Genomic DNA, 25,900 nt, shown 5'->3' with positions numbered 1-25,900 from the left:
AACTGGCTATCGCCTAAAAAAACTTCACGTGCTAAACTTCTGTTATTTAACAATGAACTTTAATACTAATTTATAATTAGTATTATGCTAACCTGAGAGATTAATTGTTATGCAGTTGTAGATTTATCATACAAAATATTCTATAATTTTAATATACTCTCAAATGTAAGGCATTAGTCTAGAGGAATGTGAGTGATTAGTATTCGTAGAGCTAAAGTAGAGGAAGCAAGTATTTTAACCAATATTGCTATAGACTCGGAAGCATTTAGGATTATGATGAAGAGTATATGGAGAGTTTTAAAAACACTTATGGTGTAAGTGATAACTATATAAAGGAGGAGTACAATTGAAATTTAAAATTAAAATTCTTTTAGGAATATGTTTAATGATATTATTATGCACTTTTAGTGGTTGTACATTGGATACTGGGAAAGCAGATATTTATGATAATAATGAAAAAATTGCAAAAGATGGAGATAGCTATAGCTATGTAGGTAGGAATGAATCGGGTTCTAAAAATGAAATTACCGTTAAATATGGGAAGTTTTCAGGAGCAGATACAATTTGGAATATAGAATCAGAGGGACAAGGTGAAATTACCATTAAATATGATTCAAAGGTTGAAAGTGGTGATTTTAAAGGAGTTTTAGTTAGTCCAGAAAAACTGGTGGAGGATATACTAGTAGGAACTGAAAACGGAGAAAGAACAATAAAATTAACAGAGGGGAAATATAGATTTAAATTTGTAGGAAATAAAGCAAAGGGAAAGATTGAAATTTCAATTAAAACTGAAGAGGATGAACAGGTTAAGATAAGAAAAGTAGATAATGATTAATATTAAATCGTTTATAAGGGCCATATGAAAATAATTAAGTTAGAAATCTTAGTTATTTTCCATATAGTCCTTATTTATATTATTACAGTTATTCTAACATAGAAAATTTATTATATAATTCTACTTTGATATTAAAGAAATCTTTTGTTTTATCAATGGTATTATCTTATTTACATCTTCTTCACCGGTATATATCACACGCATAACACCTTTTCCTTTACAAGCATAGATTTCGTATCCATCACTTGTTTCTTGAACAATTAAAAGATCTAGCTCATCATCATGTAAAATAGGAGGCGTAGTATCATCTGCTTTTGAGTCCTCACCATCCTTCCATAATTCTAAGAGTAGTTTTTGAGACATGGATTTAAATCTTACTTGATATACTTTATTATTTAGTATAGCATCATGAGATTTTAAATAGGTTGTAGTGGGATTAGTCATTATAGACCCCAATTCAAAACTAGTATACTTTAATGGAGCAAAAAAGGTTTTTTTCAAATTGTAGCGACGCTCATAATTAACTTCCTCAGAAGTGGAAATTGGAGTTTCTTCTAAGGTTTCTGAGTTTTCTATTTCCTTTAGTCTTATAATTGCCATGGAAGTGGTATCATCAGGAATAGTTTTTTCATCATCATAACCTGTAAACAATGATGTGAAGGTTAAAGTTACTAAAGTTGTTGAAAGTAGAATTAGACAAGAACTAATAAAAATAGATACTATATAATTAAACTTCCAAGGTGCATTATGATCCACGGAGGTTCCTTGTAAAAGGCACTTTCTAAGTTTGCCTATATATATAATCTCAAACAATCCATTAATAAAGGTTGAAATAATTATTAATGGGGAGAAAAGTTCTAGATAACTCATATTTACTAAAACACTAACGTATCTTTTAGCAATAAACATAGGGATAACTGCATAAAATGCAAATAAAATCGCAAAAGAAATAAGAAGTTGTGTTAAAGCTTTTTTATAAAAGGGTTTTAATAACTGTGCATATTCTTCGGGGATAATATGAACCTCTGTGGTATTGAATTCATAGGGCGATGAGAAAATATGAAAATTGTTATAGTTTGTAACATATCCCCATCCACGAGCTTTATACATTCTAATTTGTTCTTCGTTCAATTCATCCTTTTCCTCAGACATTTCTATTCTATAGTACATATCCCTAGGTTCATCTTTATTAAATTTACCGAAATATTTCCCCATTTTTTCTATGAAAAGTCCTCTTTTAGCCATGGAATTAAGCCAGCTTTCGGTAACACCAATTTTCCAAGGAGAGCCTGGTTTAAATTTATAAACAGATTTACTCAAAACTAAATCCTCCTAATAAGTATCAATAAGATATTACATATTAAATAAATTATACCAGTAAATTTCATAGAAGTTAACCTAAAGTTAATGAAAGTCTATTATTGTTCTTAAAAATTAAGAGTTTATGAAATGTACATTTATTATTTCAAATTTCTTAATACTTTTTTAGACAAATAAGTAAATCTGTATAATTACATTTTAATTGTATTAAACTATAATAATAAATAAGCAATCTTCATTAATTAATTTAACTAGAAAGTTGAGGTAATTATTATGAGTAAAAAATCAAATAAAAGTAGCATAAATCCTTTAGTGGCTATAGGAGCTATAGCAGGGGCAGCGACAATAGCTACTTTAGGAGCTAAAAAACTTAAGAACAAATCACAAAGTCAAGAGACGGAAATTGAATATATAGATCATTCAGGGAAACAAGTTTACTTTGTTGGAGGAGGTTTGGCTTCTTTAGCAGGAGCAGCTTATCTTGTAAGAGACTGTAACTTTAAAGGCGAAAACATTCATATTATAGAGGGAATGCAAATTCTTGGTGGTAGCAATGATGGCGCTGGAGATGTACAAAATGGGTTCCTATGTCGTGGCGGGAGAATGCTAAATGAAGAAACTTATGAAAATTTTTGGGAACTATTTTCAAGTATTCCATCTTTAGATATGGTAGGTAAAAGTGTTACAGAAGAAATACTTAACTTTGACCATTTACATCCAACTCATGCTCAAGCTCGTTTAGTAGATAAGTATGGTGTAATTCAAGATGTAAAAAGCATGGGATTCAACAATGAAGATCGTATGGCTCTTGGTAAATTAATGATTACTCCAGAAGAAAGTTTAGATGATATGACTATAGAGCAATGGTTTAGTCATACCCCTCATTTCTTTGAGACTAACTTCTGGTATATGTGGCAAACTACCTTTGCTTTCCAAAAGTGGTCTAGTCTGTTTGAATTAAAGCGTTATATGAATCGTATGATTTTTGAATTCTCTCGTATAGAAACACTAGAAGGGGTTACACGTACACCTTATAACCAATATGAATCTGTTATTTTACCGATAAAGGCATATCTAGATGAAAATGGAGTTGATTTTAGTATAAATGCAACGGTAACAGATTTAGATTTTAAACCAGGTAATGAGATTACAGTAACAGCTATTCATGTAGAAGATGGAAATGGAGAAAGAGTTATTGAACTAAATGAAGGTGATGTTTGTATCATGACTAATGGTTGTATGACTGATAGCGCAACTTTAGGTGATCTTCATACACCGGCAGCTTTTGACCCTAGTGCTCCAATCTCAGGTGAGCTTTGGAGAAAAGTTGCTAATAAAAAACCAGGACTTGGTAATCCGGATCCTTTCTTTAATCATCCAGATGAAACTAACTGGGAAAGCTTCACTGTAACTTGTAAAGGAAATAAACTATTAAAATTAATAGAGCAGATTTCTACTAATATTCCAGGTAGTGGTGCTTTGATGACTTTTAAAGATTCTAATTGGTTAATGAGTATTGTAGTTGCAGCTCAACCACACTTTAAATCTCAAACAATGGATACAACTATTTTCTGGGGCTATGGGTTATATACAGATAAAGTTGGAGATTATGTAAAGAAACCAATGCGAGACTGTACTGGTGAAGAAATGTTAATAGAACTTTTACATCATTTACATTTAGAAGATCAGATAGATGAAATTATGGAAGATGTGGTGAATGTTATTCCATGCATGATGCCTTATATAGATTCTCAATTCCAACCTCGTAAGATGTCTGATCGACCAAAGGTTGTACCAGAAGGATCAACTAACTTTGCTATGATTAGTCAATTCGTTGAAATACCAGAGGACATGGTATTTACTGAAGAATATTCAGTACGTGCAGCAAGAATTGCAGTATATACTTTATTCAAAGTGAAGAATAAGAAAATCTGTCCTGTAACTCCATATAAAAAGAATCCTAGGATACTAAAAGAAGCTTTAAAAACTTCTTATAGATAAACAGATTATCCATAGTCCATTAATGGTATTATGGATAAAAACTTCCACTAAGTTAAAAAAACTAGTAGCTTCATTTGTGCTGAAGCTACTAGTTTTTTTATGTTAATATATTTATATTTGAATATGGTATTAATATCCTATACAATAAAATAAAGGAATGAGACTGGGACGAGAGAATTTATTTTATATGAAAGTAGTGATACGAGTGAATGATATTATCTTAATAGCAAAGCATTATTTTAAAGGGTTATCAAAAGAAAATGGTCTAACTACCAGTAAAGTTAGAGCGTTTTCATCAAAGCTATATAAAACTATAGAAGATAAAAGTATTGATAATATTTTTAATATATGTGAACAATTACTTGATGAACATAAATGGGAATTAGGGGTTATTGCATACGATTGGGCTTATAGAGTTAGGAATCAGTATAATAATGACACATTTTTTGTATTTGAAAGTTGGTTAAAGAAGTATGCTATAGGCTGGGGAGATTGTGATGATTTTTGCACCCATGCCTTTGGAGAATTATTAAGTCAAAATAATGAACTATTTAAATATGTGATAATTTGGACAAATCATCCAAGCTTTTTTTTGAGACGTGCAGCTGCTGTTATCTTAATTTATTCTATTAAAAAAGATAAGTATCATGGAATCAATCCTTACATAATTTCAGATATGCTTATGAAAGATGAACATCATCTCGTATTGAAAGGGTATGGCTGGATGCTAAAAGTGCTGTCACAGGTTGAACAGGATAAGGTATATGAGTATCTATTAAAGAATAAAAATATTATGCCACGAGTAGCTTTTAGGTACGCTTTAGAGAAGGTTGATGAAGAAACTAGAAGAAGATTGATGACGAGTTAATATATATTACTATTATTAATAAGGTTATTATCCTTAAAATATAAATTTTTAAATCTTATTTTTGTTTGTTGACATTATCACTAATTAGTGATAAATTTAGATTATGAAAGATATAAAGAAATTAATTAAAGAAAATAACTTAGACCTATCAACTTTAGTCGTATTTACTAGAGCAGAGCATGAAATTCATAAAAGGGAGTTTCAAACTATAAAGGAAACTGGACTTACTGTTGCTCAGTTTGGAGTTTTAGAGGCCTTATATAATAAGGGAGACTTAAAAATATATGAGTTAATAGAAAAAATATTAACTACTTCTGGTAATATAACTGTGGTTATAAAAAATTTAGAGAAGGAAGGATTAGTAAAAAAGATTATAGATCCAGAAGATAAAAGAGTTGCTATAATCTCTATAACAGATAGGGGAAGAAAAATTATTGAAGACATTTTTCCAAAGCATATTAAAAATATTAGTAGAATTTTTAGTGTTTTAACGGATGAAGAAAAAATTATGTTAAAAAGTATATTAAAGAAATTTAAAAACTTGTAATGAATTTTTATAAAAATATATCACTAATTAGTGATAAAATGGAGGTTGTTATGTTAAAGAGAATAGATAGTAATAACATGGGGAAAAGTAACTACGGATGGTTAAAAGGAAATTTTCATTTTTCTTTTGCAGAGTATTTTAAACCAACAAATATTAATTTTGGTGTGCTTAGGGTACTAAATGATGAGGTTATGAAGGCTAATTCAGGATTTGACACTCATCCTCATAATGATATGGAGATTATAACTTACATTGTAAGAGGAGAATTAACTCATATAGATAGTATGGGTAATATTGGAAGCTTAGAGAGAGGTCAAATGCAATATATGAGTGCTGGCACAGGAGTATACCACAGTGAATTTAATCATAGCAATGAGGATTTAAGGATTCTTCAAATATGGATTATGCCTGATAAGAAAGGATATAAACCTAATTACGGAGATTATAGATTTAATTGGAGAGATAGAACCAACAATTGGCTCCACATGGTATCTGGCACTTTAAAGGATGTACCTATAAATGTTCATCAAGATATAAATGTGTATACAACTTATTTAGAAAGGGATAAAGAGATATACTTTAATGTAAATAAAGGAAGACAGGCATACTTAGTACAAATTGAAGGTAACTCAGAAATTAATAATGTGCATTTAAATGAACAAGATGCATTAGAAATAGTTGAAGAAAACATTGAAATTAAAGCTAATGAAAACTCACATTTAATAATAATAGAAATGAATAAAACAGAAGCAATATATATGATAACTAAAATATAAAATTTAAAAATAGTAAATAAAATTATGTGTTGCGTAATGCTACACAAAAGATAAAAGAAGGAGAGATAGATATGAGTAAAGTATTATACATTAAAGCAAATATTAAGAAGGAAGGAGAATCAAGAACTTTTAAGGTATCAGATAGTTTTATAGAGGAGTATAAAAGTAGTAATCCTAATGATGAAATAATTACTTTAGATCTATATAAAGAAAATATAGATTTTCTAAGACCAGAGGATTTAGGAGAAATATTTGGGGCTAAAAATGAAGAAAGTAAGAAGAACCCAATTCTAAAATATGCATATCAATTTGCAGAAGCAGATAAATATGTAATTGCAGCACCAATGTGGAATTTAAGTATTCCTGCAATTTTAAAAGCTTATATAGATTATGTAAGTGTTACAGGAATAACATTTAAGTACACAGCAGAAGGGCCAGTTGGACTTTTAAAGGATAAAAAAGCTGTACACATTGTATCTAGAGGAGGAGAATATGGAGACGCACCATATGAAATGGGGGATAGATATTTAAGAACAATCCTAGGATTCTTTGGAATTCAAGATATGAAGACTATTGCTGTAGAAAGTTTAGATGTTGTTGGAGCAGATGTTGAAGGGAAAGTTGAACAAGGAATAAAAGTAGCTAAGGATACTGCCAAGTTGTTTTAAAATTATATGTGTTAAAAAGCCATAATTAGTTTTATGGCTTTTTTATATGGATTAAATATTAATAAAAAAAGAAATGTATTTACTTTATTACTCTACCATGGTAAAGTAATAAAGTGGTAGATTATAATTAAGTGGGGGGATAAGCAAATGAGTAAAATATTAAGAAGTGTAATAATCTATGGAATTATTGCAGTAATGGCATTATCAATAGCAGGATGTAACAATAAGTCACAGGATGCAATGGATAAGGAAACACTTATAATTGGTTTTGATGATACTTTTGTCCCTATGGGATTTAAAGATAATAATGGAGAAATAGTAGGTTTTGATATTGATCTTGCAAAGGAAGTATCAAAAAGAATAGGTAAACAAGTAACATTTCAGCCTATTGATTGGTCTATGAAAGAATCAGAACTTAACTCAGGAAAAATAGATCTTATATGGAATGGTTATAGTATAACCAAAGAAAGAAAAGAAAAGGTGAATTTTACAAATCCATATCTGGAAAATAGACAAGTTATAATAACTTTAGCGAATTCAAAAATAAACAGTAAAGTTGATTTAAAAGGTATGAATGTTGGAGCACAAAATCAGTCTAGTGCAGTAGATGCAATAAACAAGGAAGAGGAACTTTTAAAAACCTTTAAGGATGGTAAGGTTTATACCTTTGAAACAAATAATGAAGCATTAATGGATTTAGAAGCAAAAAGAATAGATGCTGTTGTAGCTGACGAGATTTTAGCAAGATATTATATAAACAAAAAAGGTGAAGGTAAATATAAAATATTAAATGATGATTTTGGAGATGAATCTTATGGTGTTGGTATAAGAAAAGGTGATGAAGAATTGCTTGAGAAGCTTAATCAAGCCTTTGAGGATATAAAAAAAGATGGCACAGCTAAGAAGGTTTCCGAAAAATGGTTTGGACAAGATATAATTAAATAGGAGTGTATTTATATGAATAATTTAATTACCCTATTACCACAAGTATTCCAAGGATTAAAAGTAACCATTGAGGTATTTATATTAACACTTGTAATTTCAATACCTCTTGGAATACTAGTTGCCCAGGGACGATTATCTAAAAACAAAATATTGAACAAAATAACAAGGGGGTACATTTTAATTATGAGAGGAACCCCTCTACTCCTACAAGTTGTATTTATATTTTTTGGTTTACCTATTATAGGGATAACCTTTAACAGATTTCCCGCTGCTATATTAGCATTTACTCTTAATTATGCAGCATATTTTGCAGAAATATTTAGGGCTGGAATAATTTCTATAGAGGAAGGACAATACGAAGGAGCTAAAGTTCTTGGCTTTTCTCAAAAATACATATTTTTTAAAATAATTCTTCCACAAGCTATTAAGAGAATACTTCCTGCTCTGGCAAATGAGACTATTACACTTGTAAAGGATACTGCCTTAGTGTATGTAGTTGGATTAGACGAACTACTAAAAGTTGGTAAAATAGCATCTAATACAGAAGCTTCTCTTATGCCCCTTTTAATAGTAGGAATGATATATTTACTTTTAATTGCATTATTTGGTGAAATCTTTAAAAAATTAGAAAAGAGGTATAGCTACTATCAATAGAGGAGGGTATATTGTGCTTAAAGTAATTGGATTAGAAAAAAGTTTTGGTGATAGTAAAGTTTTAAAAGGCGTAAACCTTGAAATAAAAGAAGGGGAAATCACTGTAATAGTAGGACCTTCTGGTGGTGGAAAAACCACCCTTCTTAGGTGTATAAGTGGATTAACTAAACCTGATAAGGGTTCTATAATAATAAACAACAAGTATTTATACAAAGATGGAGAAGGGGCTCAAAGAAAGGAAAAGTTGGAAATACCCATGGATGTGGGGCTAGTATTTCAAAATTTTAATTTATTCCCACATATGAATGTTTTGGAAAATATTACAGAAGCTCCAAGGGTGGTATTGGGAGTTGCTATTGAAGAAGCTAAAAATGAAGCTAAAGAAATATTAGGTTTTTTAGGACTTGCAAATAAAGAAAATAGCTATCCATTTCAACTTTCAGGGGGACAAAAACAGCGAGTTGCCATAGGAAGGGCACTTGCAATGAATCCAAAACTTATATGTTTTGATGAACCAACCTCTGCCCTAGATCCAAGCATCACTGAAGAAGTAGCGAATCTTATAAAAAAATTAAGTATTGAAAAGGCCATGGCAGTTTTAATTATTACTCATGATATGACTTTTGCAACTATAGTAGCGGATAGAATTTTATCCATGGATAACGGAGTATTAAAAAATGAACATATGTATATTTAATGTTTTATTAAAGAAGGAAATTATGTTAATATAGGACTAGATAAAACATAATTTTTAGGGGATGAAGGCATAATGAACGCAATTAATCACTTTAAGACTATTACAAAGCATAAGTTATTAGTTATGAAATACTGCTTTAAGGTAGGTTTATATAAACAAGGATTTTTACATGATCTTTCTAAGTATTCTTGGGTAGAGTTTTCAGCAGGAATAAAGTACTATAGAGGTAATATAAGTCCTAATGGAATACAAAAGAATATAGAAGGATACTCTAAGGCTTGGCTTCATCATAAGGGAAGAAATAAGCATCACCTAGAATATTGGATTGATTATGGTATGAAGATTCAAGATGGATTAGTTGGTATGAAAATGCCAAAGAATTATGTAATTGAAATGTTCATTGATAGAATGTGTGCCTCTATGAATTATGAAAAGGAGAAATATAGAGATGATTCTGCCTTAATATATTATGAAAGAGGTAAGAACTATCAAATTATCCATGAAGAGACTAGGGAGCTGTTAGAACTTTTGCTTAATAAGTTAGCAAGTGAAGGTGAACAGATAACTCTAGATTATATAAAAAAACAGATTTTAAAATAACGTAATAAAGCCATCTAAAATGAGAAATTTCTCCTTTCAGATGGCTTTGATTTTTTAGTATTTAAATTTTGTACCCTTAGGATATATTATTTCTATCCGACCATCACTGCTACCAGTCATGTGACCTGCTTTAACTAAAACTTATAAAAATGAACATAAGATGAACAGGAATTTGAATATACAGGTGTAATACAGAGAATGAATAAGAAAAAAGGGGAAAAAAGGGGAAAAAGAGTGAATGCAAAACTTTATTTTTTTATGATTTTATAGTAATATAATTATAGAATATCGATAAATGTTGATGTACAAAGTCAAAATTTGTTGGATTTATATCTAAAATCTTATAGTACATAGGACAAGTTAGTATTTATATGTATAAAGAAAGTTATGAGTATAATATACAATATAAAATTATTATGAAATAAATAAAGAAGATGCAAAGATGGAAATACTGGAAATTAAAGAATTTATGGCGTGAAATGGATAAAAATTTTTTCACAAATCTGAAAACGTTTAAAGAATGATGAAGACTAGAATCTTAAATTAAAGCATAAAAATTCTTAATTCATAGGATAATTATACAAAAATATATGAATGTTTCTCATTGTTTCATAAGAATATGTATATTTAAAAGTGTGTTACTAATAGAAAATCTTTATTGGCTTATGAATAAAATAGTAACTATGTGCTTAAAGTAGATATAAATAATTTAAGCTACTATATGTGGCAAGCACTAATACTAAATTATTGGAGGGATTTACATGGCAAAGAATAAAAGGAAATTATCATTTCCAACTGCTTTCACAGTATTAATTATAGTATTGCTTTTAGCAGCAGCACTAACTTATGTTATACCAGCTGGTTCATATTCAAAGTTATCTTATAATGAAGATAGCACTATGTTTGAGATTACTGCTCCCAACGGAGATATAAAGGAAATGCCTGGGACTCAAGAAACTTTAGATGAACTTAAGGTTACTGGTGACATTTCTAAATTTGAAGATGGTAGTATTAATAAACCAGTAGCTATACCAGGTACTTATGAAAAAGTTGAACAAAGTCCACAAGGTATAATTGATATAATTCTATCACCTATTAACGGAGTATATGATACTATAGATATAATTTTATTTGTATTTATTATAGGTGGAGTTATTGGAGTATTAAATAACATTGGTGCATTTAATGCAGGGATTGCAAGTCTTTCAAGATTAACTAAAGGAAAAGAATACATATTGATAGTATTTATTACTTTCTTGATTTCTCTTGGAGGTACTACTTTTGGACTGGCAGAGGAAACAATAGCTCTGTATCCAATAATGGTTCCCGTATTCTTAGCTGCAAACTATGATGTTATGGTATGTATTGCAGCAATATACATGGGTTCTTCTATAGGAAGTATGTTCTCAACAGTAAACCCATTCTCAGTAGTTATAGGTTCTAATGCTGCAGGAATAAGCTTTACAAATGGACTTAACTTCAGAATTATTGCATTTGTTCTTGGTACTTTAATTACTATAATATATATCTTAAGATATGCTAAGAAAGTTAAAGCAGATCCAAGTAAATCATTAACATTTGCAGACAAAGAAAAAATTGAAGCTAAATTTGCTAGTCAAGGAGAAGCACCAGAATTAACTTTAAGATTCAAAATTATATTGTTAATATTCCTTTTAACCTTTGTAGTTATGATTTATGGAGTTTCTTCTTTGGATTGGTGGTTCGCAGAAATGACAGCTCTATTCTTAGTAACTGGTATAATTATTGGATTCCTATCAAAATTAGGGGAGAAAGAGTTTGTAAACCAATTCGTAACTGGAGCTGCTGATTTAATGAGTGTTGCATTAGTTATCGGGGTTGCTAGAAGTATTAACCTTGTATTAGAAAATGGTATGATTTCTGATACAATACTTAACTTCTTCTCTAGTGCTATAGCAGGTATGAATGGAAATATATTTATAGTACTAATGCTTTTAATATTTATAGTACTTGGATTCTTTATTCCTTCTTCATCAGGACTGGCTGTTCTATCCATTCCAATTATGGCTCCTCTTGCAGATTCAGTTGGACTTTCAAGAGATGTTATAATTTCAGCCTATGTATACGGATTAGGATTAATTTCCTTTATTACACCAACAGGATTGATCCTTGCAACATTAGAGATGGTTGATGTAACTTATGACAAGTGGTTAAAATTTATCATGCCTCTAATGGGATATATAGCAGCATTTAGTGCAATAATGCTATTAATACAAGTTAACTTTTAATATGAAATAGTAAAAGTTTATAAGAATTTTAAAATTATTGAAATATACCTCACAGGATAGGCTAATTATAGTCTATCCTAGGGGGTATTTTTTTATATATATGATATTTATTTCTTTTGATTTAGCAATACAAGAAGTAAAAGTTGTTATAGTTAAATATTTAACATAAATAATAATTTATAAAAAATATTAACTATAAATAGTATATTAGTTATAAGTTTCATAAAAAATAATATAATGTAATATAGCATATTGTAAAACAAAACAAGGGGTGCTACAATATGTAATAAGATGAATATATAGGGAGGGAATTTGATGAAAAAAGAAGACAGTTTTAAACCGTTCATTTCTGCTGAAAAAGTCGTACCCGAATTTACATTAACATCTATTATTTTAGGAATTTTACTGGCAGTACTTTTTGGTGGAGCCAATGCTTACTTAGGTCTTAGAGTTGGTATGACAGTATCAGCTTCAATTCCAGCAGCTGTTATCTCAATGGGAGTTATACGTGTTATTCTAAGAAAAGACTCCATTCTTGAAAACAACATAGTTCAGACAATTGGTTCTGCTGGTGAATCACTTGCAGCTGGAGCTATTTTCACATTACCAGCATTATTTATGTGGGCATCAGAATGGGGAACAGAAGCACCATCTTTACTGGAAATTGGAATTATTGCACTTTGCGGTGGTGTACTTGGTATTTTATTTATGGTACCACTTCGTAAAGCTCTTATTGTTGAAGAACATGGAGTGCTTCCATATCCAGAAGGAACTGCTTGTGCAGAAGTTCTACTTGCTGGTGAACAGGGAGGAGCAAAATCTTCTACAGTATTTGCAGGTCTTGGAATAGCTGCATTATACAAATTTATTGCTGATGGATTAAAGTTATTTCCAAGTGAAGTACATTATGAACTTACAGGCTATAAGGGATCTGGAGTAGGTATAGACGTACTTCCAGCACTAGCAGGAGTAGGTTATATATGTGGACCTAAGATATCTGCATACATGTTATCTGGTGGAATAGTTGCATGGTTTGTATTAATGCCATTAATTAGTTTATTTGGTGGAGATGCAGTTATATACCCAGGTGCAGATCCTATAAGCGCTATGGATTCCTTTACAATTTGGAGTAAATATATCCGTTACATCGGTGCAGGTGCTGTTGCAATGGGTGGTATTTTAAGCTTAGTGAAGTCGCTACCATTAATTGTGAAAACTTTTAGACAAGCGATGAAGAGCTATGGTAGAAGTAACACTATTAGTGACCTTAGGACGGAACAAGACTTACCTATGAAAGGTATTTTAGCAGCTTGCTTAATAATTGTTATATTAATGTGGCTAGTACCTGTAATTCCTGTAAATCTAGTTGGTGCAATTATAATTGTAGTATTTGGATTCTTCTTTGCTACAGTATCTTCTAGAATGGTAGGATTAGTAGGAAGTAGTAATAACCCAGTATCAGGAATGGCAATTGGAACATTGTTATTTGCAACAATTATTTTAAAAGCTACAGGAACTATTGGACAAGAGGGTATGACTGCTGCAATCGCAATTGGTTCAATTATATGCATTATAGCAGCTATTGCTGGTGATACATCACAGGACTTAAAAACTGGTTATATCATTGGTTCAACACCTAAGAAACAACAAATTGGTGAGTTAATTGGAGTGCTAGTATCTGCCATAGCTATTGGTGGAGTATTATACCTATTAAATAAGGCATGGGGTTATGGTTCTACAGAATTACCAGCGCCACAGGCAACATTAATGAAGATGGTAGTAGAAGGTGTAATGGAAGGAAATCTTCCTTGGGCACTAGTATTTGCAGGTGCAGGTATTGCAATTGTAATTGAGATACTAGGAATTCCTGTATTACCATTTGCAGTAGGACTTTATTTACCAATTCACTTAAGTACACCAATCATGGCTGGTGGATTAGTAAGATTATACTTTGATAAGAAGAAAAATATTTCAGAAGAAGAAAGAGGTCAAGTTGTTGAAAATGGTATTTTATATACCTCAGGTTTAATTGCGGGTGAAGGATTAATTGGTATTTTACTTGCAGTATTTGCAATTATTCCAATTGGAGCATCTACTCTTGGTGATGTAATTAATATTTCAGAAACTATAAGTTTAGGTAATATTGGTGGGTTAATCTTCTTCTTGTTCTTAATATTCACAATATTCAAATTCAGTACATCTAAAAAGAAGATTAGAAAATAGAAATTATACCTTGCAATAATCTATTGAAATAAAAAATAAGTTATCCGACCTAGGTAAAACCTAGGCCGGATATTATTTAATAGGAAGTGAATAGTCATGTTAAATAAAGAAAGAAGTGCACAGAAGGAAAATTATTTAGATTACATTCCAAAGAAAAATGAAGAGTATACTTGGTCTGTAAATGAAAAAAAACTAGTAGTAGTAGATATACCTAATAAAGGACTTCATAATAGAATTGCTCAAAAACTCTTCCACAAACCTAAAGTTAGCCATATAGAGCTAGATGCCTATGGAACTTTTATATGGAATTATATCGATGGAATGAATACTATTTTTGGTATTTCGGAAGAGGTAAAGAAACACTTTGGTAAAGAAGCAGAGCCTTTACTAAACCGTTTAGTAAAATTTTTTCAAATTCTTCACGAGAATAAATTTATTCTTTACCTAGGGAAGGAGAATAAATAATGCCAATAAGAATTCAAACAATTATAGGTATTTTATTATTTGCAGTAGCTACTGCTATTATATATGCATGGGGACTAAAAAAATCAGGTGCACAAAAGAAGGATCTTTTACAAATCTTATATAGTAAAGGTGCGCAAAAAGTAATTAAGAAGTTAAAAACACAAAAGTACATTACAAAATTGGAAATAGAGCAAGAAGTTTTAGGAGTTACAGCGTCCCAATTTTATAGCAGAAAAAAAGCTGTAGTCACTGACAAGAAAGAATTTACAAGAACTTTAATAGAATTTATGATGAATAAAAATCTTATTATGGAAGATATTGAGAGTAATAAAAGAGTATATAAATTAAGATAATAAAAATAAATTAAATATAATAAAAGTGTGCACAATCATAGGATTTTGCACACTTTTTATATAACTAATTATAAAGTTTTTGATGGTTTTCTCCAAAGAGTTTCATTTACTGCTCTTACAGTTTTAGTAAACTTTTCACAAGTAACAGAAATTTCTATTTTTTCTTCTGAAGATAACCTTTCACTAGAGAATAATCTCTTTATTCCATAGCCAAAGCCTAAGGTTCCAAAGCCGAACTGCATTTCTGGAATTCTGCCTTTGCTTAGATTCATATCCATAGGTTTTTGATTTTTTAGTATATCTTGCTTAGTTTCGGCAGGATGTTTATCCCAGAAGTACTTATATTCAGGATTTAATTTATATGCAGTTTCATGAACTTCCTTAAATAAAGTGAACTTTACATAAATATTATTCATGGCATTTTCTAATCTTTTTCTTGCTTTTGCATTTGCTTTTTCAATCTTTTTTTCCTTTGACATTAAAATTCCTCCAAAATCACTATATGTATATAATAATTAGTATTCAAACAAATAATAAGTTATAAGTATCATTATATATAGAATTATATACAAATGCAAACTTTTACACAGTTATGTGAAGAATTATGTGTTATAATATTTGCCGCTGTAATTTATTAAAGTTATTCCATTAAATTAAAAATATAGTAAAAATAAAGAAATCCTATGAAGTTTTATAGACTTATAATATATTTATGAGAATATATTATTTGACATTAGATATAATAAATTTTATAATTAAAGTGAAAATATATTTAAATAAATTCATGAATATGAATTTCTTTTAAGAATATACATTTTGTTTATCAATGTGAGTTGAGGTGATATGTTGAATTTACCTAAAATTATTAATATTCAAAAGTATTCTATCCATGATGGGAATGGAATTCGTACCACCATTTTTTTCAAGGGATGTCCACTAACTTGTCTATGGTGTCATAATCCAGAAAGTCAAAATTATAGTGAAGAACTTATGTACAATGAAGAAAAATGTACAGGGTGTATGGCATGTATAGATATTTGTCCTCAAAGGGCAATTTCAAAGGAAGAAAAATGCGTTGTTACAGATAAAATCAAGTGTGATCTTTGTAAGGAATGTATTGACTATTGTGTAAATAATGCTCGTGAAATTGTGGGGAAAGAATATACAGTAGCACAGCTTGTTAAGGAAGCAGAAAAAGATAGAATGTTTTATGAGGAATCAAGTGGAGGGATTACATTATCTGGCGGAGAGGTTATGACTCAAAACATGGACTATATAGAAGAATTATTAAAAAAGTTGAAGAAAAAGGGATATAACATTGCCATTGATACTTGTGGTCAAGCTCCCTACGAAAATTATAATAGAATACTTAAGTATGTAGACACTTTTTTATATGATATAAAACTTATGGATAATGAAAAGCATATAAAATATATAGGAAAATCTAATAAGGTTATTTTTGAAAACTTAAAAAGGTTAAGTGAAGCTGGAGCAAATATCAATATAAGGATACCCTTGGTGGAGGGGATTAATGCAGATGATGAATCTATAGAAGAATTAATAAAATTTTTAAAGAATAATATAAATGTACATAAGATAAATTTGCTTCCTTATCATAATACAGGTAAGAGCAAATATGAAAGACTTCAAAAGGTCTATGAAGGAGTTAACTTTGAAGCACCTAGTAAGGAAAGAATGGAGACTGTAAAGGGGAAATTTGAAAAGGCTGGATTTATAAATATAAAAATAGGAGGTTAATTCATGGAAAGAGGCATGAATGAAAGAATAAAAAAATTAAGGACTCAAAGTGTAAATACTGTTCCTTATATATACATAGAGAGAGCTAAGCTAATGACTGAGGCCTATAAGAAGTATGAAGGTTCTGTATCAATTCCAGAAATGAGAGCTTTAGCATTTAAGTATTTTATGGAGAACAAAACTTTATGTATTAATGAAGGGGAACTTATAGTTGGAGAAAAAGGAGATGGACCACAGGCAGCTCCAACATTTCCAGAACTATGTTGTCATACCCTTGAAGATATGCACATAATGAATGATAGAGAATTAATTTGCTTTAAAGTAAATGAAGAGGATTTAATAACTCAGGAGGAAGAAATTATTCCTTACTGGGAAAAAAGATCTATTAGAAATAAAATTATAAATGCCATGAGTGATAAGTGGAAGTCATGTTATGAAAGTGGAATTTTTACTGAGTTCATGGAGCAAAGAGGTCCAGGGCATACAGTAGGCTCTGAAAATATATACAAAAAAGGATTCTTAGATTATAAAAATGAAATTAAGGAAGCTATATGTAAATTGGATTTTTTAAATGACAAAGAAGCATTTTCTAAAAGAGAGCAACTAAATGCTATGAGTATTAGCTGTGATGCTATTATGACTCTAGGAGACAGATATGCTAAATATGCTAGAGATCTAGCTAGCAAAGAAACAGATGCTAGAAGAAAAAAGGAGCTGCTTCAAATTGCAGAGAACTGTGAAGTAGTACCAGCCCATGCTCCAAGGACTTACTGGCAAGCAATACAGATGTATTGGTTTGTTCATTTAGGAGTAACTACAGAATTAAACCCTTGGGATGCATATAGTCCAGGGAGACTTGACCAACACTTAAATCCTTTCTATGAAAGAGATGCAGAGGAAGGTATTTTAGATGAAGATAAGGCTAAGGAACTTTTGGAATGTCTATGGATTAAGTTTAATAATCAACCATCACCTCCAAAGGTAGGAGTAACCTTAAAGGAAAGTGGTACCTACACTGACTTTGCTAACATTAACACTGGTGGAATTACACCTGAAGGGCAAGATGGAGTAAATGATATAAGTTATTTAATCCTAGATTGCATGGATGAAATACAGCTGCTTCAGCCAAGCTCAAATGTACAAATCAGTAAGAAAACCCCTAAGAGATTTCTTAAAAGAGCTTGTGAAATCTCTAGAGAGGGATGGGGTCAGCCTGCCTTTTATAATACAGAGGCCATTGTACAAGAACTTCTTAATGCAGGTAAGTCCATAGAGGATGCAAGAAGAGGTGGTACTAGTGGATGTGTTGAAACTGGAGCATTTGGAAATGAAGCCTATATTTTAACAGGATACTTTAACCTACCGAAGATATTAGAATTAACATTATTTAATGGATATGATAAAGTAAGTGGTAAGCAACTAGGATTAGAATTAGGATATGCTAAGGACTTTAAAAATTATGAAGAGTTATTTAGTGCTTATAAAAAACAAATAGAGTATTTTGCAGATATAAAAATAGAAGGAAGTAATATAATTGAAAAAATATATGCAGATTATATGCCTGCACCTTTTCTTTCAATTATAACTAATGATTGTATAAAGAAAGGGAAAGACTATAATGCAGGGGGAGCTCGTTACAATACTAACTATATACAAGGGGTTGGTATAGGAACTATTACTGATTCTCTAGCTGCTATAAAATATAATATCTATGATAAAAAGAAATTTACCATGGAAAAATTGATAGAAGCCATAGAAAATAACTTTAAAGGCAATGAGATAATTGCAAATCTAGTTAGAAATAAAACTCCCAAATACGGTAATGACCTTGATTATGCTGATGAAATCATGACATCAGTATTTGATGCGTATAATAAAATAATAACTGGTAGACCAAATGTTAAAGGCGGGTGTTATAGAATCAATATGCTACCCACTACTTGCCATGTTTACTTTGGAGAAGTAATGATAGCTAGTCCAAATGGTCGTCTTGCTCATAAACCAGTATCAGAAGGGATATCACCTGAAAAGGGAGCAGATACAAATGGACCAACGGCAGTTATAAAATCAGCCTCTAAGATGGATCATCTAAGAACTGGAGGAACTCTTCTAAATCAAAAGTTTACCCCAAGTGTAGTAGCAGGAGAAGAAGGACTAGACCACATGGCTAACTTAGTAAGAGCTTACTTCAATATGGATGGACATCATATTCAATTCAATGTAATTGATAGAGAAACTTTAATAGAAGCTCAAAAACATCCTGAAGATTACAAGGATTTAATAGTAAGAGTTGCAGGTTACAGTGACCACTTCAGAAATCTAAGCAAAGAACTTCAGGATGAAATAATAAACAGAACAGAACAGCGATTTAACTGACGCTCTAAATCTTTGATTTAGTTAGCGGAAGTTACTCCACCGAGTGAATGCGAGGCGGAGCATATTATAAAAAATATAAATATAAAGGGGTCTTTTAAATGGCAATGAAGTTAGGATTTATTGGTTGTGGAAATATGGCAAAAGCTATGATAGGAGGAATTATTTCATCTAAGATTCTTAGTGCAGAGGAAATTATAGCTTCTGATTCATATGCTGAAGGATTAGCTAACACAAATAAGGAGCTAGGAATAAATATTACTGCTGATAATAAAGAAGTAGCAATGAATAGTCATGTGGTAGTTTTATCTATAAAGCCTCAATATTATGATAATGTAATTAAAGAAATTTCATCTGTGATTAAGGATGAAACTATTATAGTAACTATAGCACCAGGTCAAAGTCTTGAAAAATTACAAGGCCAATTTGGAAGAGCTGTGAAGATAGTTAGAACTATGCCAAATACACCAGCTCTTGTAGGCGAAGGAATCACTGGAGTGTGTAAAAATGCTTTAGTCAGTGAAGAAGAATTAAATTATATATGTAATATTTTAAGTGGATTTGGGAAGGCAGAAGTTGTAGAGGAAAGAATGATGGATGCTGTGATGGCTGTCAGTGGAAGTTCACCAGCTTATGTATTTATGTTTATAGAAGCAATGGCGGATGCAGCAGTAATGCAAGGAATGCCAAGAGACAAAGCTTACAAATTTGCAGCTCAAGCAGTTTATGGCAGTGCTAAAATGGTAATGGAAACAGGTAAACATCCAGGAGAATTAAAGGATATGGTATGTTCTCCAGGAGGTACAACTATAGAAGCAGTAAGAGTTTTAGAAGAAAGAGGTTTACGTAGCAGTGTCATTGAAGCTATGAAGGCATGTGTAGAAAAGGCCGGAAAAATGTAGATTTATTAAAGTTATCTCCTGTCTATTGATATCTCCAACATGTTAAGTTATTATCACTCTTTAATATGTTACAGTAGACAGTTAACCTTAAATTACAACACACAAACAATGAAAAAGAACTATAGGAAGGATATATGTCCTTCCTATAGTTCTTTTTGAATAAAAATTTATTATAATTATGAATTTAGCTTCACATATAATTTTACTTTGGAATACATTAATAATGATAAACTTTTAAATGAATTAAAAAGGAGTTTTAGAATGTTAAATGATATGGATGAGAAAGTAAATTCAAATAATATTTATCCCTTTGAATTTAATAATGGACAGAATCACAAAGATGTAAAATATACAGTTACTAATGATGGATATATTATAATGTTTCTTAAAAATGAGATAATTATGGGGCTCAAAGAGACTAATAGTGTAACAACACTTAATTACGATGAAGAACAATTAAAGGAAACTAAGAATACCGAAACTATTAATTTTTTTAAGATATTACTTAAGAATTCATTACCAGATGTTGAAATCATAGGAGAAGGTGAAGGTGATGAAAAGAAAAATTATTTTGATTTTGATGTACCTGATGAAGAAGTTATAGATGTACCTACTTATTCACAAATAAGGTATAAAGGAATTTATCACGGTATAGATTTATGTTTTGATTTTAATAATGGGGAGCTAGATTATAAATTTATACTTCAGCAAGGAACAAATCCAGAAATTATTAATATGACTTTTGAAGGCATAGATAACATTAAGTTAGATAGAGATAAAAATGCAGAAGTTAATATAAAAGAATGTAAGTTATCAGTTCTAAAATCTAATGCTTATCAAAGTTATAGTGAAATAAATATAGAAGTAGCTAGTGAATTTAAGATTGAGGGAAATAGTTTATATATAGATGTAGGTCATTATGATAAAACTCTTCCTCTAGTTATTAAATCAGCACTGTCATACTTCACATATATGAGAGGAGAAAGTGATAGTATGGAATATATAATAGAAAATGATAGCATAGAAAACATTGAAGCAAATGAGGTAACAAATTCTTCTGATATAATGTCTGATAGTCAAGGTGATTTACCAGTGGAGGAACAAAAAGAATCCATGAATAAAGGAGAAAACGATGAACGTGAATTGAATGTTTTGGATAGGGGTCATCATAAAAAACCAGACATTGAAGATGTTTATAATATTATTACAAATCCACGTTATGGATTAGCAGAGATAAAAAGAGAAGTTAGAGCTATAGAAAGAAATGTTAAGGAGACCATATGTAGATTAGAAGCTAGAAATAGAGAAATTCAATGTAAACTAGACTGTATAATAGCTTGTATGAACTGTAAAAGAAAGTTTGCTTTAACTACTGGTAGAGTAAGAAGAGAATGTAGAATAGCTAATTTATTTATTAATATAAGAAATAATTCTAGGACCCCAGTAGAATTAGAAATACGCAGAAAAAATATATGTAATGATAGAAGTAGGGTTTGCACTATTTGTATAACAGTAGGACCATGTTCATGTAAGGAAGTTATTTTCCGTAACATTCCAGATACCTATGAAATAGAAATTAGGGGAGTTACAGAAGATGTAAGAATAAGAGTAACGGAAGTATGTTGTGGAGATAATGGTTCTAGCAGACCAATAAGATTATGTAGAATACCTGATCCAAGTTAAAACTAACTATTTTATAATTTTAAATAAAAGGCTAACTCAGAAATTTTGAGTTAGCCTTCTTATAATTACTCTATTACTTTTAAAATAGTATCTGCAAACTTACGTTTTGGCATTGCTACTTCTTCATCAAAATACCCAATAGGAATAACTGAAACAATTTCCTCTGTATCAGGGATTCCAACAATTTCAGTTACCTTTGCTTCATCAAAGATACCTAGAATAACTGTACCTAGACCTAGTTCTTTAGCTTTTAATAAGAAAATCATGTTAGATAATCCGCAATCATACATTTGCCAACCATCACCCTTAGCAGAGTCAAAGCCACCATCACGAGTATAACCAGATCTAAATTTAACTACACTAGATACTATAATAACAGGAGCACTTTTACATGAAGGTTTATTAAAGTCAGGCATTGCTTCTATTATTGCATCTTTTACTTTAGCGTCTTTAATTGCATAGTAACGAGTTACTTGAGAATTTTTCCAAGACGGAGCATAAGCAGCAGCGTTTACTATCTCCTCTATAATATCATTACTTACTTCTTTTGAGTTAAAGTTACGAATACTTCTTCTTGTTTCTATACACTTTTGAAATTCCATAATCAAACACCCTTTAATCTTTCTGTTTATATTTAGTTTCATAAAATTTAGATAAAATAATCAATCTTTTTTAAATTACCAAATCTAAGAAAAACCTAATTTCATTACCTATTATAGTATAGGATAGAAAGGCCATGCAACTAAGAATTTCTTCTTTTTAAAATTATACGTAAATAAATGTAATAAATTAACAGTAATATTGATAAAATAACTACTACAAATATAAAGTAAGTTCCTTCAGTAAAATATTTTGATGAATAGGGATAAAAAACTAATAGTGAACCTGTTATCAAATGAAATAATCCTTCTAACCTAAGGTATTTTTTTCTATTATCTATTACATATTTTCTTTCAGTATACTTTATGGAGCGTTTTAGATTCCAATTAGGTTTATTTAAAAAAGCGCATATACTTATATATATATAGTAGAAACCAGGTAAGGTAAGTATATAATTCAAATCAAGTTTTAAAACTAAAATTAGTATTCCACTAATAATAAGAACTAAAATTGTTATTATATCCATAAAAATCTCCTTTATTATTTTATAATCCTATAACCATATTATATATTATATAGTAAAAAATAGAAAAGGACAATAGTGGTAAAATAATACAAATATGTGAACATAATAAATTACTTATTGAAAACGTAACAAATAAATAATAATATACTATATAAAGAAGCAATATGTAGTAAAATAGGAATTCAAAAGGAGCAAAGTAATTATGAATATAAAAGAACTAATTTATCTTATACCGGCTATTCTTATTGCAGTATCTCTTCATGAATTTGCCCATGGTTATGTGTCATATAAGCTAGGAGACCCAACACCAAAGGTAACAGGACGTCTTTCGCTAAATCCATTAGCACATTTGGATCCAGTAGGAACACTATGCCTTTTATTCTTTCGATTCGGATGGGCGAAACCTGTACAAGTAAACCCATATTATTATAAGGATAAAAGAAAGGGCATGGCACTGGTAGGATTAGCAGGTCCTATGATGAACTTTTTAATAGCTCTTATATGTGCTTTTGTCATGGAAATAATTCTAAAAATCACAGGAGGTTATGGTGGAGATGTGATTTTGTTCATATTCAAGCTTCTTAACTATACTTATATAATCAATATAGGATTAGGCGTGTTTAATTTGATACCATTCCCACCACTAGATGGTGCCAAAATTATTGGAGCCTTATTACCAGAGGAGAAATACTTTAAGTTTATGAAGTATGAAAGATATGGTCAATTAATTATATTTGCATTACTAATGTTTAATTTTTTAGATATCCCGTTAGACTTGGCAAGAAAAGGATTAGACAGTATTATTTGGGGCATTGTGAATCTAGTTATATAATTAAATTTTAAATGACTAAAACTGAGCCTGCATTATGGACCAATGTTCCAATAACGGTACTTAATGTATCAACCATTGCAAAGATGATGGCAGGAAAATTAAATCTCAGTAGAAAGCTAGATTCCAGTAAATAGTTTTGATAAATTTACTCTTGATAAATAGTTAATATTTAATATATTAAGAAATAAAAGGAATATTAAAAAAAATATAGAATATATATATTAACAATAATTAATACTATTTAAAAATTTAGGAGGGAATTTTATGAGGAAAAAACTATTTTCATTACTTCTAGTTATTTTTACATTGTTAGTAAGTAATGCTACTGTATTTGCTCAAGATTTAGGTGATGCAACGGATGCAACACCTATGGTAATACTACATTGCCCAATTAATGGGGTTCAGCATATATCATCGAGTAAGCAGTTTGCAAAAACTAAAATAGATGGAGAATCATATAGTAATTTCACTAGACATACATGTGATTGTGGGGCACAAGTGTTTATAGATGGATATCCATTACAAGGATTCGTAGGTAGATATTATTACAGTTATTACAAGATAGGTTTAGAAGATTTTGGAACAGGGTTTCCTATGAATGTTTATTTGGTTAGAAGTAATGCTGTATATAGTAATTATTCAAGTGGAGAATTATTAAAGTGGAGGTTTTATTAATCTAATTTCAAAGTGAAATGAAAACTTAGTAATGGGGGATATTATGAAGAATGAAAAGAGTATGAAGAGAACGATGATAGTGATTATAGCTATTGTAGTTTGGTTTCTAATAAGTATAGGATTGCTAGCTTTGAGACGAGGGATTTTTACTAAATTTTAATATAGGTTTAGATACTTAGTTTAATTAAGAGTTAAAAAGATGTAAGTAAATATAGAATTTGAATTTAGACAGTTGTATGTATGAAAAAATTAAATCACTATGGTCAAGTAAGGCTATAGTGATTTTTATTGTAAATTATATGTTTTTAATTCTAGTGTGAGGATGTAAATCTATTTTCAGACTTATATTTATTGAAGGAAAAGGTAAAATTATATCGAATATATGCATAGGAAACTATCCACATAGTTTCCTATTTAAAATTTTAAAAAGTTATATAGATAAAATTTTAAAATGTTAACTATTTAAATAGTTGTTGTCGCCATGGGGATTTCGAGAATTTTGATGGTTAAATTAGGTGATTTTATAAATAAGATTTAAAGGAGTTGTGTATATGTTTAAAGAAATGAGAAAAAAGGATAGAGAAGTTCTTGGTGAGGACATAGAAAAAATTTTAACTAATGGAGAATATGGAGTTTTAGCAACAGTTGGTGAAAATGGATATCCTTATACTGTACCATTAAGCTATGTTTACCAAGATAACTCAATATATTTTCACTGTGCTAAAGAAGGGCATAAGCTTGATAATATTGAAAAAAATCACAAAGTATCCTTTTGTGTTGTTACAGATACTGAGGTATTACCAGGAAAGTTTAGTACAAATTACAAAAGCATCATAGCTTTTGGAGAAGCAAAGGAACTAACTGGAGTTTTAAAGAGAGATATTTTATTTAAATTTATTGAAAAATATTCTCAAAGCTTCATAGAAGAAGGTAAAAGATATATTGAAAGAGCACACGATAGTGCAAAAATAATAGAAATTGAAATAGAACATATTACTGGGAAATCAAGAGGATAATAAGGTTGAAGTGTAGTGAATTAACTGAGTATATAGTAGAAAAATTAATCACTCAGAAATTAATGATAAAAGATATATGCTTAATAGTTGGAATTGATAAACAATTAAGACGTGCTTCTGAAAGAGATATATTTAAGAATGTTAACTTGAAAATGTTATTAAACAAATATAATGATAGGTATATTCCAGCATATAAATTATATGAAAATATTGATATGCCTTGTTCTTTTGTAGATTTAATTATAGATAACACAAAGGTGGATATGCCCAATATAGTTAAACAAGATAAATAAACCTGAATTATTCACCGAATTTA

At 30.0% G+C, this 25,900-nt stretch carries 28 protein-coding genes; 24 read left to right on the top strand and 4 right to left on the bottom strand.

The window, feature by feature from the left end:
• The first annotated feature begins 192 nt into the window (after positions 1-192).
• Together B3J31_RS11715 and B3J31_RS11710 are read left to right on the top strand one after the other, a co-directional pair.
• On the top strand, positions 193-318 hold the full coding sequence (locus tag B3J31_RS11715; protein ID WP_346867502.1) for a hypothetical protein: 126 nt from the start codon (positions 193-195) through the stop codon (positions 316-318).
• Between the two features lie 28 nt (positions 319-346).
• Complete coding sequence (locus tag B3J31_RS11710; RefSeq protein WP_346867501.1) at positions 347-835, top strand: hypothetical protein; 489 nt, start codon at positions 347-349, stop codon at positions 833-835.
• A 120-nt stretch (positions 836-955) separates the two neighbouring features.
• On the opposite strand, the gene B3J31_RS11705 is transcribed toward B3J31_RS11710, so the two are convergent.
• Entirely contained in the window at positions 956-2,155 is a 1,200-nt protein-coding gene (locus B3J31_RS11705; protein ID WP_346867500.1) for a DUF2812 domain-containing protein, read from the bottom strand.
• Positions 2,156-2,428: 273 nt separating this feature from the next.
• On the opposite strand from B3J31_RS11705, the gene B3J31_RS11700 reads away from it, so the two are divergent.
• The 13 genes from B3J31_RS11700 (at position 2,429) to B3J31_RS11640 (ending at position 15,219) form a co-directional block, all read left to right on the top strand.
• Positions 2,429-4,156 carry an oleate hydratase gene (locus B3J31_RS11700; protein WP_346867499.1) on the top strand — a complete coding sequence of 576 codons (1,728 nt, stop codon included), beginning with the start codon at positions 2,429-2,431 and terminating at the stop codon, positions 4,154-4,156.
• A gap of 187 nt (positions 4,157-4,343) precedes the next feature.
• Positions 4,344-5,024: a DNA alkylation repair protein gene (locus B3J31_RS11695; protein ID WP_346867498.1), complete on the top strand. Its 681-nt coding sequence runs from the start codon at positions 4,344-4,346 to the stop codon at positions 5,022-5,024.
• Positions 5,025-5,127: 103 nt separating this feature from the next.
• Entirely contained in the window at positions 5,128-5,571 is a 444-nt protein-coding gene (locus B3J31_RS11690; protein ID WP_346867497.1) for a MarR family winged helix-turn-helix transcriptional regulator, read from the top strand.
• Between the two features lie 50 nt (positions 5,572-5,621).
• The gene (locus tag B3J31_RS11685) at positions 5,622-6,347 is read left to right on the top strand and encodes a pirin family protein (protein ID WP_346867496.1); all 726 of its coding nucleotides are present in this window, start codon (positions 5,622-5,624) and stop codon (positions 6,345-6,347) included.
• Positions 6,348-6,418: 71 nt separating this feature from the next.
• The gene (locus B3J31_RS11680) at positions 6,419-7,015 is read left to right on the top strand and encodes an FMN-dependent NADH-azoreductase (protein WP_346867495.1); all 597 of its coding nucleotides are present in this window, start codon (positions 6,419-6,421) and stop codon (positions 7,013-7,015) included.
• 147 nt (positions 7,016-7,162) lie between these two features.
• Positions 7,163-7,960: an amino acid ABC transporter substrate-binding protein gene (locus tag B3J31_RS11675; protein WP_346866888.1), complete on the top strand. Its 798-nt coding sequence runs from the start codon at positions 7,163-7,165 to the stop codon at positions 7,958-7,960.
• A gap of 12 nt (positions 7,961-7,972) precedes the next feature.
• Positions 7,973-8,614 (top strand): ABC transporter permease subunit, encoded by a 642-nt coding sequence (locus B3J31_RS11670; RefSeq protein WP_150843985.1) that lies wholly within the window; start codon positions 7,973-7,975, stop codon positions 8,612-8,614.
• Between the two features lie 13 nt (positions 8,615-8,627).
• Positions 8,628-9,311 (top strand): ATP-binding cassette domain-containing protein, encoded by a 684-nt coding sequence (locus B3J31_RS11665; RefSeq protein WP_150843984.1) that lies wholly within the window; start codon positions 8,628-8,630, stop codon positions 9,309-9,311.
• Between the two features lie 72 nt (positions 9,312-9,383).
• The gene (locus B3J31_RS11660; RefSeq protein ID WP_150843983.1) at positions 9,384-9,911 is read left to right on the top strand and encodes a DUF5662 family protein; all 528 of its coding nucleotides are present in this window, start codon (positions 9,384-9,386) and stop codon (positions 9,909-9,911) included.
• Between the two features lie 761 nt (positions 9,912-10,672).
• Positions 10,673-12,178: a YfcC family protein gene (locus B3J31_RS11655; RefSeq protein ID WP_150843982.1), complete on the top strand. Its 1,506-nt coding sequence runs from the start codon at positions 10,673-10,675 to the stop codon at positions 12,176-12,178.
• Between the two features lie 315 nt (positions 12,179-12,493).
• Positions 12,494-14,401 (top strand): OPT family oligopeptide transporter, encoded by a 1,908-nt coding sequence (locus B3J31_RS11650; protein ID WP_346866887.1) that lies wholly within the window; start codon positions 12,494-12,496, stop codon positions 14,399-14,401.
• 96 nt (positions 14,402-14,497) lie between these two features.
• Complete coding sequence (locus tag B3J31_RS11645; RefSeq protein ID WP_346866886.1) at positions 14,498-14,866, top strand: PqqD family protein; 369 nt, start codon at positions 14,498-14,500, stop codon at positions 14,864-14,866.
• Positions 14,866-15,219: a hypothetical protein gene (locus B3J31_RS11640; RefSeq protein ID WP_346866885.1), complete on the top strand. Its 354-nt coding sequence runs from the start codon at positions 14,866-14,868 to the stop codon at positions 15,217-15,219. The genes B3J31_RS11645 and B3J31_RS11640 overlap by 1 nt, the downstream gene beginning before the upstream one ends.
• A gap of 68 nt (positions 15,220-15,287) precedes the next feature.
• Here B3J31_RS11640 and B3J31_RS11635 read toward each other — a convergent pair whose 3' ends face one another.
• Positions 15,288-15,698, bottom strand: coding sequence for a hypothetical protein (locus tag B3J31_RS11635; RefSeq protein WP_346866884.1), 411 nt, complete (start codon positions 15,696-15,698; stop codon positions 15,288-15,290).
• Between the two features lie 367 nt (positions 15,699-16,065).
• On the opposite strand from B3J31_RS11635, the gene B3J31_RS11630 reads away from it, so the two are divergent.
• The 4 genes from B3J31_RS11630 to B3J31_RS11615 all read left to right on the top strand — a co-directional run bounded on the left by B3J31_RS11630 (position 16,066) and on the right by B3J31_RS11615 (position 21,935).
• Entirely contained in the window at positions 16,066-16,977 is a 912-nt protein-coding gene (locus B3J31_RS11630; protein WP_349675901.1) for a trans-4-hydroxy-L-proline dehydratase activase, read from the top strand.
• 3 nt (positions 16,978-16,980) lie between these two features.
• Positions 16,981-19,353 carry a trans-4-hydroxy-L-proline dehydratase gene (gene hypD, locus B3J31_RS11625; RefSeq protein WP_346866882.1) on the top strand — a complete coding sequence of 791 codons (2,373 nt, stop codon included), beginning with the start codon at positions 16,981-16,983 and terminating at the stop codon, positions 19,351-19,353.
• 98 nt (positions 19,354-19,451) lie between these two features.
• The gene (proC, locus tag B3J31_RS11620; protein WP_167402996.1) at positions 19,452-20,252 is read left to right on the top strand and encodes a pyrroline-5-carboxylate reductase; all 801 of its coding nucleotides are present in this window, start codon (positions 19,452-19,454) and stop codon (positions 20,250-20,252) included.
• 261 nt (positions 20,253-20,513) lie between these two features.
• The gene (locus B3J31_RS11615) at positions 20,514-21,935 is read left to right on the top strand and encodes a hypothetical protein (protein WP_346867396.1); all 1,422 of its coding nucleotides are present in this window, start codon (positions 20,514-20,516) and stop codon (positions 21,933-21,935) included.
• Between the two features lie 65 nt (positions 21,936-22,000).
• On the opposite strand, the gene B3J31_RS11610 is transcribed toward B3J31_RS11615, so the two are convergent.
• Both B3J31_RS11610 and B3J31_RS11605 read right to left on the bottom strand, forming a co-directional pair.
• Positions 22,001-22,537 (bottom strand): nitroreductase family protein, encoded by a 537-nt coding sequence (locus tag B3J31_RS11610; RefSeq protein ID WP_346867395.1) that lies wholly within the window; start codon positions 22,535-22,537, stop codon positions 22,001-22,003.
• Positions 22,538-22,677: 140 nt separating this feature from the next.
• Positions 22,678-23,061 carry a hypothetical protein gene (locus B3J31_RS11605; RefSeq protein WP_346867394.1) on the bottom strand — a complete coding sequence of 128 codons (384 nt, stop codon included), beginning with the start codon at positions 23,059-23,061 and terminating at the stop codon, positions 22,678-22,680.
• 202 nt (positions 23,062-23,263) lie between these two features.
• Here B3J31_RS11605 and B3J31_RS11600 point away from each other — a divergent pair, with 202 nt between their 5' ends.
• The 5 genes from B3J31_RS11600 to B3J31_RS11580 all read left to right on the top strand — a co-directional run bounded on the left by B3J31_RS11600 (position 23,264) and on the right by B3J31_RS11580 (position 25,877).
• Positions 23,264-23,893: a site-2 protease family protein gene (locus B3J31_RS11600; protein WP_150843973.1), complete on the top strand. Its 630-nt coding sequence runs from the start codon at positions 23,264-23,266 to the stop codon at positions 23,891-23,893.
• An 11-nt stretch (positions 23,894-23,904) separates the two neighbouring features.
• Positions 23,905-24,027, top strand: coding sequence for a hypothetical protein (locus tag B3J31_RS11595; RefSeq protein WP_346873998.1), 123 nt, complete (start codon positions 23,905-23,907; stop codon positions 24,025-24,027).
• Between the two features lie 130 nt (positions 24,028-24,157).
• The gene (locus tag B3J31_RS11590; RefSeq protein ID WP_150843972.1) at positions 24,158-24,568 is read left to right on the top strand and encodes a hypothetical protein; all 411 of its coding nucleotides are present in this window, start codon (positions 24,158-24,160) and stop codon (positions 24,566-24,568) included.
• A gap of 551 nt (positions 24,569-25,119) precedes the next feature.
• Positions 25,120-25,584: a pyridoxamine 5'-phosphate oxidase family protein gene (locus B3J31_RS11585; RefSeq protein WP_346873997.1), complete on the top strand. Its 465-nt coding sequence runs from the start codon at positions 25,120-25,122 to the stop codon at positions 25,582-25,584.
• A 5-nt stretch (positions 25,585-25,589) separates the two neighbouring features.
• Complete coding sequence (locus B3J31_RS11580; RefSeq protein WP_346873996.1) at positions 25,590-25,877, top strand: hypothetical protein; 288 nt, start codon at positions 25,590-25,592, stop codon at positions 25,875-25,877.
• Positions 25,878-25,900: the final 23 nt, after the last annotated feature.

Source organism: Clostridium sp. UBA5988 (assembly GCF_002435615.1).
Lineage (GTDB): Bacteria > Bacillota > Clostridia > Clostridiales > Clostridiaceae > Clostridium_J > Clostridium_J sulfidigenes.
This window is presented reverse-complemented; position numbering and strand designations above follow the sequence as displayed.